Genomic DNA, 13374 nt, shown 5'->3' with positions numbered 1-13374 from the left:
CCCCCACCCTCACGGAAGGGTCCTGACCCATGCTCATCCGACTGCTCAGGGAGCACCTGCGCCCGTACCGGGGAGCCGTGTTCGCCGTCCTGGCGCTCCAGCTCGTGCAGGTCGTCGCGACGCTGTGGCTCCCGAGCCTCAACGCCGACATCATCGACGACGGCGTCGCCAAGGGCGACACCGACGCCATCTGGAACCTCGGCGGCGTCATGCTGGGCGTCAGCTTCGTGCAGGTCGTCGCCGCGATCGCCGCGGTCTGGTTCGGCGCCCGCGCCGCGATGGCGTTCGGCCGCGACGTCCGGGCGCGCCTGTTCGCGCAGGTCCAGTCGTTCTCGCAGCAGGAGATGGGCAAGTTCGGTGCGCCGACCCTCATCACCCGCACGACGAACGACGTCCAGCAGGTGCAGATGGTCGTGTTCATGACCTTCGTGTTCCTCGTCATGGCGCCGCTCATGCTCATCGGCGGCGTCGTGATGTCGCTGCGCGAGGACGTCGGGCTCTCGGCGCTCCTGCTGGTCATCGTGCCGGTGCTGGCCGTGATCGTCGGCCTCATCGTGTCGCGCATGGTGCCGTGGTTCCGGCGCGTGCAGAAGCGCATCGACGCGATCAACCGCGTCATGCGCGAGCAGCTCACGGGCGTGCGCGTCATCCGCGCGTTCGTCCGCGAGCGGCACGAGGAGGCCCGGTTCGAGGTCGCGAACGACGCGCTGTACGTCGCCTCGCTCAGCACCGGCCTGCTGATGGCGCTCATGTTCCCGGTCGTCATGCTCGTGATGAACGTCTCGAGCGTGTCGGTCGTGTGGTTCGGGGCACGGCGCATCGACGCGGGCGACATGGAGATCGGCGCGCTCATCGCGTTCCTCAGCTACATCATGTTCGTGCTCATGGCCGTGCTCATGAGCTCGATGATGGTCGTCATGGTGCCGCGCGCCATGGTCTCGGCCGACCGCATCGGCGAGGTGCTCGACACCGACACCACCGTCGTCCCTCCCACGCAGGCGACCCCGTTCCCGACCGGCCCCCAGGCCCGGCCCGGACTGCTCGAGCTACGCGACGTCGAGTTCCGCTACCCGGGAGCCGAGCACGCCGTGCTGCAGGACGTCTCGTTCGTGGCCGAGCCCGGGCGGACCACCGCCATCATCGGGTCGACCGGTGCCGGGAAGTCGACGCTCGTGAACCTCGTGCCGCGGCTGTACGACGTCACCGGCGGGCAGGTGCTGATCGACGGCGTCGACGTGCGCACCGCCGACCCCATCGAGCTCGGGAACCGCATCGGCCTGGTCCCGCAGCGCCCGTACCTGTTCTCCGGCACGATCCGGTCCAACCTCGAGTTCGGACGCCCCGGTGCGAGCGACGACGAGATCTGGCGCGCGCTCGAGATCGCGCAGGCACGGGACTTCGTCGAGGCCCTCGACGAGGGGCTCGACGCACCGGTCGCCCAGGGCGGGACCAACCTGTCCGGCGGTCAGCGGCAGCGGCTGGCGATCGCCCGCGCACTCGTGCGACGGCCCAGCATCTACCTGTTCGACGACTCGTTCTCGGCCCTCGACTACGCCACGGACGCCGCGCTGCGCGCCGCCCTGGCGCCCGAGACGCGCGACGCCACGGTCCTCGTGGTCGCCCAGCGCGTCGCGACCATCCGCTACGCCGACCGGATCCTCGTCCTCGACGAGGGCCGCGTGGTCGGCGACGGCACCCACGACGAGCTCCTGGCCTCCAACGAGACCTACCAGGAGATCGTGTACTCCCAGCTGAACGCGCAGGAGGCGGCATGAGCGCCACGACCGACAAGCGTCCCGCCGGACCGCCCCCGGGTGGCCCGCGCGGTGGCCCGATGGGCCACGGCATGGGCATGCCGGGGCAGAAGTCGCTCGACTTCCGCGGCTCGCTGCGCCGCCTGCTGACCGTGCTGCGTCCCGAGCGCGTGCGCCTCGCGCTCGTCCTCGTGCTGGGCGTCGGGTCCGTCGCCGCGGCCGTCGCGGGCCCCAAGCTGCTCGGCAACGCGACCAACGTGCTGTTCGAGGGCATCGTGTCGCGCCAGCTCGGCGGCGTGCTGCCCGCAGGCACCACGCAGGCGCAGGCCGTCGAGGCGCTGCGTGCCTCGGGCCAGGACACCATCGCCGACATGGTCAGCGGCATGCACACGCTGACCGTCGGGTCGGGCGTGGACTTCACCCGCCTCGGCGAGATCCTGCTCGTCGTGCTCGCGGTGTACGTCGCCGCGTTCCTGCTCGGCTGGCTGCAGGGGCGTCTCACGGCGCGCGCCGTGCAGAACACGGTCAAGCGCATGCGCACGCACGTCGAGGAGAAGCTCGGACGGCTGCCGCTGTCCTACTTCGACCGGCAGCCGCGCGGTGAGCTGCTGTCCCGCGTCACCAACGACATCGACAACGTCGCGCAGACCATGCAGCAGACGCTGTCGCAGCTGATCACCTCGGTGCTCACCGTGCTGGGCGTGCTCGGCATGATGTTCTGGATCTCCCCGCTGCTGGCCGTCGTCGCGCTGGTGACCGTGCCGCTGTCGATCGCGATCGCGGCGGCCATCGCCAAGCGCTCGCAGCCGCAGTTCGTCGAGCAGTGGGCGTGGACCGGCAAGCTCAACGCGCACATCGAGGAGATGTTCACGGGCCACGCGCTCGTCACGGTGTTCGGGCGGCAGCAGGAGGCCGCGCAGACGTTCGCCGAGCGCAACGAGAAGCTGTACCAGTCCTCGTTCAAGGCGCAGTTCATCTCGGGCATCATCCAGCCCGCGCTCGGCTTCGTGTCGAACATCAACTACCTGATCATCGCGGTGGTCGGCGGCCTGCGGGTCGCGTCGGGCACCATGACGCTCGGCGACGTGCAGGCGTTCATCCAGTACAGCCGGCAATTCACGCAGCCGATCACGCAGATCGCGTCGATGGCGAACCTGCTGCAGTCGGGCGTCGCGTCGGCCGAGCGGGTGTTCGAGCTGCTCGACGCCGACGAGCAGTCGCCCGACCCGGCGGTGCCCGCCGCGCTGCCGCAGCCCGTGCGCGGCCGCGTCGCGTTCGAGGACGTGTCGTTCCGCTACGAGGCCGACGTGCCGCTCATCGAGGGTCTGTCGGTCGTCGCGGAGCCCGGTCAGACCGTCGCGATCGTCGGGCCCACCGGCGCGGGCAAGACCACGCTCGTCAACCTCATCATGCGGTTCTACGAGGTCGACTCCGGGCGGATCACGCTCGACGGCGTCGACACACGCGACCTCACGCGCGACGCGCTGCGCTCGCAGATGGGCATGGTCCTGCAGGACACCTGGCTGTACGAGGGCACCATCGCCGAGAACATCGCCTACGGCGTGGACGGCGCGACGCACGAGCAGATCGTCGACGCGGCGGTCGCCACGCACGTCGACCGGTTCGTGCGCACGCTGCCCGACGGCTACGACACGGTGATCGACGACGAGGGCGGCTCGGTCTCGGCGGGGGAGAAGCAGCTCCTGACGATCGCGCGCGCGTTCCTCGCGGACCCGGCGATCCTCATCCTCGACGAGGCGACCAGCTCGGTCGACACGCGCACCGAGGTGCTCGTGCAGCACGCCATGAACGCGCTGCGCGCCGGGCGGACGTCGTTCGTCATCGCGCACCGGCTGTCGACCATCCGCGACGCCGACGTGATCCTGGTGATGGAGCACGGCCGGATCGTCGAGAAGGGGTCGCACGAGGAGCTGCTCGCTGTGGGCGGCGCGTACGCGCGGCTCTACGAGAGCCAGTTCGCCGCGGCCACGGCCCCGGTCGACTGACCCTCCCGCGGGGCGGGGCCGCGCGCCCGCCCCGCGACGGACAGGCGCACGGCGCGACGGACACGTGTACGCACCTGTCCGTCGCGCCGTCGTGCTGTCCGTCGACGCGGGCATCGATGTGGGCGGTGACGTGGGGCGGGTGCGGCGGGGAGCGGAGCCGGGTGCGCCCGAAGGTCCCACGTGGTGAGACGGTCGCGCGCCTACCGTCGAGAGGGAGACGACACGCCCGCCACCGCGACGAAGAGGTCGACCCATCAGCTCCGCCACCGCCCCCGCGCCCACGCACCCGCCGGACGACAGGAGGCGCGGGGGAGCCCTCCCGCGTGCGGAACGCCTGCGGCGACCCAGCCGCTCCACCGTCGGGCTCGTCGTCGGGCCCCTGCTCGCCGTGCTCGTGGCGGTCGTCATGCCCGACATGCCGGCCCAGGCCGCGGGGATGCCCGCCTACGCCGGTGCGGTCACCGCCGCGACGCTCGTGCTCATGGGCGTGTGGTGGATGACCGAGGCGCTGCCGCTGGCCGTGACCGCGCTGCTGCCGCTCGTCGTGCTGCCGGTCGCGGGCGTGGCGCCCGTCTCCGACGTCGCCGCGCCGTACGCGAACAAGGTGATCTTCCTGTTCCTCGGCGGGTTCGTGCTCGCGATCGCGCTGCAGCGGTGGGACGTGCACCTGCGGATCGCGCTCGGCGTCGTGCGGCTCGTCGGAACCGCACCACGCCGGCTCGTGCTCGGCATGATGGTCGCCACGGCGCTGCTGAGCATGTGGGTGTCCAACACCGCGACGGCCGTCATGATGCTGCCGATCGGCGTGTCGGTGCTGACGCTGCTGAGCCGCGAGCGCGGCGAGGTCGACCGGCGGCTGTCCGCCGCGCTCATGCTCGGCATCGCGTACGCCGCGACCATCGGCTCGTTCGGCACGGTGATCGCGAGCCCGCCCAACGCGCTGCTCGTCGGGTACATGTCCGAGACGTACGGCATCGAGATCGGCTTCGGGCAGTGGATGGCGGTGGGCCTGCCGCTGTCGATCGTGTTCCTGCTGCTCGCGTGGCTCGTGCTCACGCGCGTCGTGTTCCGGTTCGACCCCGCGCCGCTGTGCGAGGACGACTCGGTGGTGCGTGCCGAGCTCGACCGGCTCGGTCCGATGGGGCACCCGCAGCGACGCGTCGTCGCGGTGTTCGCGCTCGCCGCGACGTCGTGGATCGCGCTGCCGCTGATCTGGCGAGGCACACCCGTGACCGACGAGGTCGTGGCCGTCGTCGTCGCGGTCCTGCTGTTCCTGCTGCCGTCCGGGGAGCCGTGCGGCGGACGCCTGCTCGACTGGCCCGACACGCGCGACCTGCCGTGGGGGATCCTGCTGCTGTTCGGCGGCGGGCTCGCGCTCGCGTCGCAGATCACCGCGTCGGGCCTGTCGGTGTGGATCGGCGAGCGTGCGCACGGGCTCGGGGGGCTGCCGACGTTCGTCGTCGTCGCTGTGGTGTGCGTGCTGACCGTCGCGATGACCGAGTTCATGTCGAACACCGCGACGGCCGCGACGCTGCTGCCGATCATGAGCACCGTGGGGGCCGCGCTCGGGTACGGGCCGCTGCTGCTCGCGGTGCCCGTCGCGCTCGCGGCCGGGTGCACGTTCATGATGCCCGCGGCGACCCCGCCCAACGCGATCGCGTACTCCTCGGGCTACGTGCGCGTGCCGGACATGGTGCGCGCGGGCGCACCGCTGAGCGTCGCGTCCGTCCTGCTCGTGACGCTGACCGTCACGACGCTCGCCACGTGGGTGCTCGGTCTCGGGGCATGACAGGCTGGTGCGGGGCGCCGGAGCCGTCGCCCGCAGCGACCGAAGGAGCCGCATGAGCCACGTGCCCAGCCCGTCCGTGCCCACCACCGCCGCGCCCGTCGCTCCCGTGCCCGACGACGCCGTCGCGAGCGCCGCCGTCACGACCGACGCCGAGCTCGCGCACCGCGCCCGCCGCCGCACCGTGCGGCTCGTCGACGCGAACGGGCGCGCGCTCGCGGGCGCAGCGGTGCGCGTCGAGCAGACGGGGCACGCGATCGCGTTCGGCTGCATCGGGTTCGACGAGACCGAGCGCGCGTGGCGCCGGTTGTCGGGACGCACGCCCGCCCCGGGCGAGGACGCGCTGCTCGACCGGCTCGACGCGCTGTGGTTCGACCTGTTCGACACCGCGACGCTGCCGTTCTACTGGGGCACGTTCGAGCCCGAGCGCGGCCGTACGCGCACCGCTGCGCTGCGCGCCGCCGCCGAGCACTACGTGTCGCGCGGCGCCCGGGTCAAGGGGCACCCGCTGGTCTGGCACACGGTCGCGCCGCGCTGGCTCGAGCCGCTGCCGGACGACGAGGTGCTGCGGCTGCTGCGTGAGCGCGTGCGCCGCGACGCCGGCGAGTTCGCCGGGCTCGTCGACACGTGGGACGCGATCAACGAGGTCGTGATCATGCCCGTGTTCGACAAGGACACCAACGCGGTCACGCGCGTCGCCGCGACGCAGGGCCGGGTCCCGATGGTGCAGCTCGCGTTCGACGAGGCGCGTGCCGCGAACCCCGCGGCGACGCTGCTGCTCAACGACTTCGACATGTCGGCGGACTACGAGCACCTGGTCGAGGAGTGCCTGGCCGCGGGCGTCCGCATCGACGCGCTCGGGCTGCAGTCGCACATGCACAAGGGCGCGTGGGGGCGGGACAAGACGCTCGACGTGCTCGAGCGGTTCGGCCGGTTCGGCCTGCCGCTGCACCTCACCGAGACGACGATCCTGTCGGGCGACCTCATGCCGCGCGACATCGTCGACCTCAACGACCACCGGGTGGAGCGCTGGCCGTCGACGCCCGACGGTCTCGACCGACAGGCCGAGGACGTCGTCGGGCACTACCGTGCGCTCGTCGCCGACCCGCGCGTGCAGGCCGTCACCTACTGGGGGCTGTCCGACCACGGCATGTGGCTGCACGCCCCGGGCGGTCTCGTGACGGTCGACGGCGAGCCGAAGCCCGCGTACGACGCGCTGCGCGAGCTGGTCCGCGGCAGCTGGTGGCTCGCCCCGACGACCGTGACGGCCGACGCCGACGGCCGCGTGCAGGTCCACGGCCTGCCCGGCCGGTACGTGGTCGAGGTCGCAGGTGGGCGGCACGACGTCGTGGTCGAGGAGGGCGACGACGCGGAGACGCTCGTGACCGTGCGGTGAGGCCCGCGGGCGGGACCGGTCGTGGGGCGGACCGTGCGGTGCGACGCACGTCACGTGGGTCGGACGTCGAGGCCGGTCGCGGCACGGTCGATGCTCGTCGCATGCCCCCCGCACGCCCGCGGCTCGTCCGCGACCGGCTCACCGTCGGCCTGTACGCACCGTTCACGGTGTGGGGCTGGCTGCTCTACAGCTTCAACCCCTCGGTGCCGCTGCTCGCCGACGAGCTCGACATCACCGCCGCGCAGGCCGGGCTGCACGGCACCGCGATGGCCGTCGGCGGGCTGCTCGCGGCACCGCTGACGCCGCGCGCCGTGCGAGGCCTGGGACGCCGCGGCACGATCGTCGCGGCGACCCTGCTGGTCACGGTCGGCGTCACGGGGCTGCTGCTGGGCCCGGCGCTGCCGTGGACGCTGTCCGCGATGGTGCTCGCGGCCGTCGGCGGCAACGTGATGATCGCCGCGACCCAGGTCGGGCTCGCCGAGCACACCGGACCCGCCGCGTCCGCCGCGATCACCGAGGCCAACGGCGTCGGGTCGTCCGTGGGGCTGGTCGGGCCGCTCGCCGTGGGCGCCGCCGTCACCGCCGGGTGGGGCTGGCGGCCCGGTGTCGCGGTGACGATCCTGCTCGCGCTCGCCGCGGCGACGCTCGTCGCACGGCTGCCGGTGTCCGGCTCGCTGCCGGGGCTGCGGCGTCGCGGACGCGCGGCCGACGCCGTCGGGCCTGACGGGCCGACGACGGCGGCGGTGCCCGACGTCGTGCCCGAGGGCACGGCACCCGGCGACGGTGCGACGCTGCCCGCCGTCGTGCCGCCACCCCGACGCCGCCCCGGGGGTGCCGCCACGCTGTTCCTCGTCGCGGTCGTCGCGGCCATCGCGCTCGAGAACGCCACGACCTACTGGGCGACCGACCTCGTGCTCACGCAGACCGGCGCGGGCGCGGGCATCGCGACCGCGACGACCGCCGGCCTGGTCGCGGGCATGTCGGCGATGCGGTTCGTGGTCGGGCCGCTGTCGCTGCGCATCCACCCGGCGCACCTGCTCGCGGCGTCGTTCGGCATCGCGATCGTCGGGTGGGCCGTGCTGTGGACCGCGACCGACCCGGTGGTCGCGCTCGTGGGCCTCGTGGTCGCCGGGTTCGGGTACGGCGCGCACTACCCGCTGTCGATCTCGCTGCTGCTCGCCGCGTCACCGGGCCGCGGGGACCGCGCGCAGTCGCACGCGACGCTCGCGGGCGCCGTCGCGATCGGCATCGCGCCGTTCCTGCTCGGCGCGCTCGCGGACGCGTTCGGCACGCACGCCGCGTTCCTGCTCGTGCCGGTCGTCGCGGTCGGCGGTGCGGTCGTCGCGGTGCTCGGCGGGCGGGCCGTGCGGCGTCAGGTCGCGGCCTGACGACGGCCCCGCGCGGGTCCGCGTCGTCGGGCGACGCGCACGATCGGCACCGCGCCGACCTGGGAGGATGGACGGCGTGTCCCGTGCCGACGTCCAGCCCGTCACCGACCGCGACGACCCGCGACTGACCGACTACGTCGGCCTCACCGACGTCGCGCTGCGCCTGCGGGTCGAGGCGGCGAACGGCCTGTACATCGCCGAGAGCTCGACCGTCGTCGCGCGTGCGCTGCGTGCCGGCCACCGGCCACGGTCGGTGCTCATCGCGCCGCGCTGGCTGCCCGAGCTCGAGGCGGTGCTCGCCGACCTTCCGGGCGACGACGCCGTCCCCGTCTACCTCGCCGACGAGCCCGTGCTCGAGGCGATCACGGGCTTCCACGTGCACCGCGGCGCGCTCGCGGCGATGCACCGGCCCGCGCTGCCCCCGGTCGCCGACGTGCTGGCACGTGCGCGCGCAGGTGCCGGTGCGCGCCGCGTCGCGGTGCTCGAGGACGTCGTCGACCACACGAACGTCGGCGCCGCGTTCCGCTCCGCCGCCGCGCTGGGCGTCGACGCCGTGCTCGTCACGCCGCGGTGCGCCGACCCGCTGTACCGGCGGTCGGTGCGCGTGTCGATGGGCACGGTGTTCCAGGTGCCGTGGACGCGCATCGACCCGTGGCCCGAGGGCGTCGCGACGCTGCGGGACGCGGGGTTCGTGACGGCGTCGCTCGCGCTGTCGGACGACGCGATCACGCTCGACGAGCTCGTGGCGGACCCGCCCGAGCGGCTCGCGCTCGTGCTGGGAGCCGAGGGGCACGGGCTCAAGCCCGCGACCGTCGCGGCCGGGGACCTGACCGTGCGGATCCCCATGGCGGGCGGGGTCGACTCGCTCAACGTCGCCGCGGCGGCGGCCGTCGCGTTCTGGGCCACGCGGGTCTGAGCGGCCGTGGGTCTGAGCGGCAGCGGGGCGGCTCAGGCCGTGACGCGGCGCAGCTCGGCCCCGACCAGCGCGCCCAGCCGCTGGACCTCGGCGTCCAGTGCTGTGTCGTCCGGGCGGCGGCCGTCCGCGGCCCACGTGACCGTGACGTCGTCGCCGCGTCGCGTCCACGTGCCCGCGACGACGCCGTCGACCAGCACGACGTGCGCACCGCGGCTCACCTCGGGGCGCAACGCGGGCGGGACCACGTGCTCGTCGGCGGTGCCCGGCCCGAGCACCCACGGGTCGTAGCGGGGGAGCAGCCGCACCGTGCCGCGCGGCGTCGCGGCCACGAGGTCGTCGAGGTCCTCCCGCAGCACCAGCAGCGGATCGCCGTCGACCTCGACGTGCGCGACCCGCTCGCCCAGCGCGTCGACCCACCGCGGCAGCAGCGCGCGCCGCACGCCCAGGCCCTGGCTCAGCCAGTACGTGAGGTGGTCGGCCGACGCGGGGCCGTACGCGTGCAGGTACGCCGCGACGGCGCGCGGGCCGGCGTCGTCGAGGTCGGGCAGGCCCGGCCAGTCCGGGACCGTGGTGAGCGAGCGGAGCGTCAGCGCGCCGTCGCGCACGGGTCCCAGGCACAGCGCGCCCTGCCACGCGAGCGGCTTGAGGAACGTCACCGACGGGTCGGTGAGCGCGTCGCGCAGGTGCGCGAACCGGGCGTGCGCGGTCACGGCGTCGGCGAGTGCGTCGCGCGTGAGCGGCCCGGCCGCCAGCGCGTCACGCACCGCCTCGACCAGGTCCGGCCAGTCGCCGGGCTCGAGCCGGTAGTACTCGCGCCACGACGCGCGCTCCCACATGCGGCTCGACGTGCGCAGCGCGAGGTGCACGGCTGCGAGGTCGGGCGTCATGAGGTGCACCGCCCCGCGGAACGCGAACGTGCGCACGATCGCGCCGGTGTCGACGGCCCGCTCGACGTCGCCCGCGCGCGAGTCGCGCATCCGGGTGCGGACACCGAGCTCCGCCCACGTCGGCTCGAGCTGTGCGGCGACCGCACCCAGCGCGCCGACGACGTGCGGGACCGAGGACCCCGCGGGCGGGTCCAGCAGCTGCCGGCCCAGGCGCCACGTCAGCGCGGCCGGCCAGGTGGTGGTGGCCATGCGACGGACGCTACGCCCGGCCTCCGACACCCGGGCCGACGCACGCGGGGCGCGTACCGGTGCCCGCAGACCGGCTCAACCGACACCGAGGAGTGCGAAGGTCCCCGCCACGGTGAGGTACAGGGCGACGACTCCGAGCGTGAGCGCCACCGGATAGGCGTGGCCGACGCCGAAGGCCTCGGGCCAGGACCGTCGGGCGTCCTTGGCGCGCGAGCACCACCACGGGGCGGCCACCAGGGGAACCTGCGGCCGCAGCGGCGACCACAGGCTGCGGATCGACCGGTACCCCCACTCGTGCACACGGAGGCGGGTGACGCCGTCGCGGTCGAGCAGCAGGTGGTACGTCGCGCTCCCGTTCCCCGGGTACTCGAGGTGGAGCTCGACGATCTCGCCCAGGTCGCCGGCCGCGACCTGCCCGGCCGCGCGCAGCGGCGGTGCCCAGGTGACTCCGTCCGCCGTGACCCGGACCCATCGAGCCCGGACGCGGGGCGCGCGGGCTGCGGAGGTCTGGTGACGCGGCTCCGCCGGCGGGTGGCCGACCACGAGGTGCATCAGCGCGTCACGCCAGCCGCGGCGCGTCGGGGGCGGGACGTTCGGGCGGGGCACACGGGCAGTATCGCGCAGCACGGTCGGCCGTTCGGGTCGTCCGGACCCTGCGTCAGCCGATCGCGAGCCCGTCGACCACCTCGACGCCCGGCGCGCGCAGCAGCAGCGACCCGGGCAGCGCGACCTTCGAGCGGCGCACGCCGCTGCCGATGATCACGAGGTCGTCGCCGCCCACGGCCGCGTCGGCGAGCACGCGGTAGCCCGTCGGCAGGCCCAGCGGCGTGATGCCGCCGTACTCCATGCCGGACTCGGCGGTCGCGCGGTCCATCGGCAGGAACGACGCCTTGCGGACGTCGAGCAGGCGCTTGACGGCGTTGTTGACGTCGGCGCGCGTGGTCGCGCGCACGAGGCACGCGGCCGTGCGCTCGACGCCCTCGCGGCGGCCCGCGACGAGCACGCAGTTGACCGACGCGGCCAGCGGCAGGTCGTACGCCTCGGTCATCGCCGCGGTGTCGGCGAGGTCGGGGTCGATCTGCGTGACGACGACGGCGTCGGCGACGGCGGGCTCGACGGCGGCCCACCCGCTGATCGCGGCGTGCGTGCTCGCGGCCAGCAGGTCGGGGCGGTCGACGGCCCGCTCCCAGGTGAGGGTCCCGAGTGCGGTGGTCATGCGCGGCAGGCTACCCGGCGTGCCTGACGCCGGGTCGGGCCGCTCGGTTCAGGCCCCGCCGGCTCAGGCGGCCCGGTCCGCGTCGTGCGGGCGGTGCACGTGCGTCCGGGCGTGCTCGAGCGCGGCGTCGAGGTCGTCGAACACGTGCTGCTCGGGCCCGACGGCCGACAGCACGCCCACGCCCTCGGCGAGGCGCCGGTGCTCGGGTCGCAGGCCCTTGAGCAGCACGACGACGCCGCGGCGTCGGAGGTCGGTGACGATCTCCGCGAGCGCGTTGGCGCCGCTCGTGTCGAGGACCCGGACGTTGCCCAGGCGCAGCACGACGACGCGCACGTCGGTCACGAGCGCGAGCTCGTCGAGGAACTGCCGCACGTCGGCGAAGAACAGCGCACCGTCGATCCGGTACACCGCGATGTGCTCGTGCAGCAGCGCGCGCTCGGTGGCGGCCGTGACCTCGTCCTCCGCCGCGCCCGGCAGGGGCTCGCGGTGCAGGCCGCTGCTGCGGGCCACGGCGCGCAGCGCGAGCACCGCGGCGACCGCGACGCCCACCTCGACGGCCATGACGAGGTCGAACACGACGGTCACCGCGAGGGTCACGCCGAACACGAGCGCGCCCGCCCGGCCCGACCGGCAGATCGCGCGCGCCGTGCCCAGGTCGACCATGCGTGCGGCCGTCACGAGCAGCACCGCGGCCAGCGCGGACAGCGGCACGCGACCCACGAGCGGTGCCGCGAGGTACACGATCGCGGTGAGGACGCCCGCGTGCACGAGCGCCGCGACGCGTGTGCGCGCGCCCGAGCGGACGTTGACGGCGGTGCGCGCGATGGCTCCGGTCGCGGGCAGTCCGCCGAACAGGCCCGACGCGACGTTGGCGACGCCCTGCCCGAACAGCTCGCGGTTGGGCCGCGCGCGCCCGATGTCGTCGGCCATGCCGTCGGCGACGCGCGCGGACAGCAGCGACTCGAGCGCCGCGAGCGCCGCGACGGCCAGCGCCGACGAGAAGAGCGCGCTCGTGGTCTCCAGGTCCACGACCGGCAGGTGCGGGGCCGGCAGGCCGCTGGGTAGCGCGCCGATGCGGTCGACGTCCAGGCCGCCGACCTCGGCGACGAGCGTGGCCGCGACGACGGCGACGAGCGAGGCCGGGACACCGCGGTGCAGGCGCGGCAGCACGACCATGACGGCGACGACGAGCGCGACGAGCGCGAGCGGGGCGACGGTCCGGCCCCAGTCGACGTCGGCGAGCGTGCGCAGCGCCACGAGGCCGGCGTTCTCGCCCTCGGCGCGTGGTGTGTCGAGCGCGAGCGGCACCTGCTGCAGCGCGATGACCACGCCGATGCCGAACGTGAAGCCCTCGACGACGGGCCACGGGATGTACGCGACGAGCCGGCCGATGCCGAGCGCTGCCGCGAGCACGACGATCCCGCCTGCCATGATCGCGACGACCGGGACCGTCTCGGCGCCGTGGCGTGCGACGACGGGCAGCAGCACGACCGTCATCGCGCCCGTCGGGCCGCTGACCTGCAGGTGCGAGCCGCCGAGCACGGCCGCGACGGCCCCCGCGACGACGGCGGTCACGAGGCCCGCGGCCGCGCCGAGGCCCGAGGACACGCCGAACCCCAGGGCGAGCGGCAGCGCGACGATCGCGACCGTGAGCCCCGCGAGCAGGTCCTGGCGCCATGAGCGCGGCAGGTCGGCGTAGTCGGTGCGGCGCGGCAGCAGGTCGCGCAGGCGCGCGACGGTGGTGGGCGGGGCCGTGCGGGCGGTGGGCGCCGGGGA

At 74.4% G+C, this 13374-nt stretch carries 10 protein-coding genes; 6 read left to right on the top strand and 4 right to left on the bottom strand.

What is annotated here, in order from left to right; translation table 11 throughout:
* Positions 1 to 29 precede the first annotated feature (29 nt).
* The 6 genes from ATM99_RS07150 to ATM99_RS07125 all read left to right on the top strand — a co-directional run bounded on the left by ATM99_RS07150 (position 30) and on the right by ATM99_RS07125 (position 9246).
* Positions 30 to 1775 carry an ABC transporter ATP-binding protein gene (locus tag ATM99_RS07150; RefSeq protein WP_062102231.1) on the top strand — a complete coding sequence of 582 codons (1746 nt, stop codon included), beginning with the start codon at positions 30 to 32 and terminating at the stop codon, positions 1773 to 1775.
* Complete coding sequence (locus ATM99_RS07145; RefSeq protein WP_062102230.1) at positions 1772 to 3760, top strand: ABC transporter ATP-binding protein; 1989 nt, start codon at positions 1772 to 1774, stop codon at positions 3758 to 3760. The genes ATM99_RS07150 and ATM99_RS07145 overlap by 4 nt, the downstream gene beginning before the upstream one ends.
* A 388-nt stretch (positions 3761 to 4148) precedes the next feature.
* Positions 4149 to 5549 (top strand): DASS family sodium-coupled anion symporter, encoded by a 1401-nt coding sequence (locus tag ATM99_RS07140; RefSeq protein WP_150118184.1) that lies wholly within the window; start codon positions 4149 to 4151, stop codon positions 5547 to 5549.
* A gap of 52 nt (positions 5550 to 5601) precedes the next feature.
* Positions 5602 to 6942, top strand: coding sequence for an endo-1,4-beta-xylanase (locus ATM99_RS07135; protein ID WP_062102228.1), 1341 nt, complete (start codon positions 5602 to 5604; stop codon positions 6940 to 6942).
* Between the two features lie 101 nt (positions 6943 to 7043).
* A complete protein-coding gene (locus tag ATM99_RS07130; RefSeq protein ID WP_062102227.1) occupies positions 7044 to 8330 on the top strand; it encodes a sugar MFS transporter in 1287 nt (428 codons plus the stop codon).
* A 67-nt stretch (positions 8331 to 8397) separates the two neighbouring features.
* A complete protein-coding gene (locus tag ATM99_RS07125) occupies positions 8398 to 9246 on the top strand; it encodes an RNA methyltransferase (protein WP_062102226.1) in 849 nt (282 codons plus the stop codon).
* 32 nt (positions 9247 to 9278) lie between these two features.
* On the opposite strand, the gene ATM99_RS07120 is transcribed toward ATM99_RS07125, so the two are convergent.
* The 4 genes from ATM99_RS07120 to ATM99_RS07105 form a co-directional block, all read right to left on the bottom strand.
* Positions 9279 to 10382, bottom strand: a complete 1104-nt coding sequence (locus ATM99_RS07120) for a DNA glycosylase AlkZ-like family protein (RefSeq protein WP_062102225.1) — start codon at positions 10380 to 10382, stop codon at positions 9279 to 9281.
* A gap of 75 nt (positions 10383 to 10457) precedes the next feature.
* Entirely contained in the window at positions 10458 to 10988 is a 531-nt protein-coding gene (locus tag ATM99_RS07115; RefSeq protein WP_062102224.1) for a hypothetical protein, read from the bottom strand.
* A gap of 52 nt (positions 10989 to 11040) precedes the next feature.
* Positions 11041 to 11598 (bottom strand): YbaK/EbsC family protein, encoded by a 558-nt coding sequence (locus tag ATM99_RS07110; RefSeq protein WP_062102223.1) that lies wholly within the window; start codon positions 11596 to 11598, stop codon positions 11041 to 11043.
* Positions 11599 to 11661: 63 nt separating this feature from the next.
* Positions 11662 to 13314, bottom strand: a complete 1653-nt coding sequence (locus tag ATM99_RS07105) for a SulP family inorganic anion transporter (RefSeq protein ID WP_369798019.1) — start codon at positions 13312 to 13314, stop codon at positions 11662 to 11664.
* Between the last annotated feature and the right edge of the window lie 60 nt (positions 13315 to 13374).

Origin of the sequence: Cellulomonas sp. B6 (genome assembly GCF_001462455.1) — a bacterium.
Taxonomy (GTDB): Bacteria; Actinomycetota; Actinomycetes; order Actinomycetales; family Cellulomonadaceae; genus Cellulomonas.
The sequence above is the reverse complement of the archived record's forward strand: the minus strand, read 5'-3'. Positions and strand labels throughout refer to the sequence as shown.

Excerpts from the sequence above, each read along its gene's own strand:
- ATM99_RS07135 (WP_062102228.1), top strand. The coding sequence starts at position 5,602 with ATGAGCCACGTGCCCAGCCCGTCCGTGCCCACCACCGCCGCGCCCGTC.
- ATM99_RS07130 (WP_062102227.1), top strand. The coding sequence starts at position 7,044 with ATGCCCCCCGCACGCCCGCGGCTCGTCCGCGACCGGCTCACCGTCGGC.
- ATM99_RS07150 (WP_062102231.1), top strand. The coding sequence starts at position 30 with ATGCTCATCCGACTGCTCAGGGAGCACCTGCGCCCGTACCGGGGAGCC.
- ATM99_RS07110 (WP_062102223.1), bottom strand. The coding sequence starts at position 11,598 with ATGACCACCGCACTCGGGACCCTCACCTGGGAGCGGGCCGTCGACCGC.
- ATM99_RS07125 (WP_062102226.1), top strand. The coding sequence starts at position 8,398 with ATGGACGGCGTGTCCCGTGCCGACGTCCAGCCCGTCACCGACCGCGAC.
- ATM99_RS07120 (WP_062102225.1), bottom strand. The coding sequence starts at position 10,382 with ATGGCCACCACCACCTGGCCGGCCGCGCTGACGTGGCGCCTGGGCCGG.
- ATM99_RS07145 (WP_062102230.1), top strand. The coding sequence starts at position 1,772 with ATGAGCGCCACGACCGACAAGCGTCCCGCCGGACCGCCCCCGGGTGGC.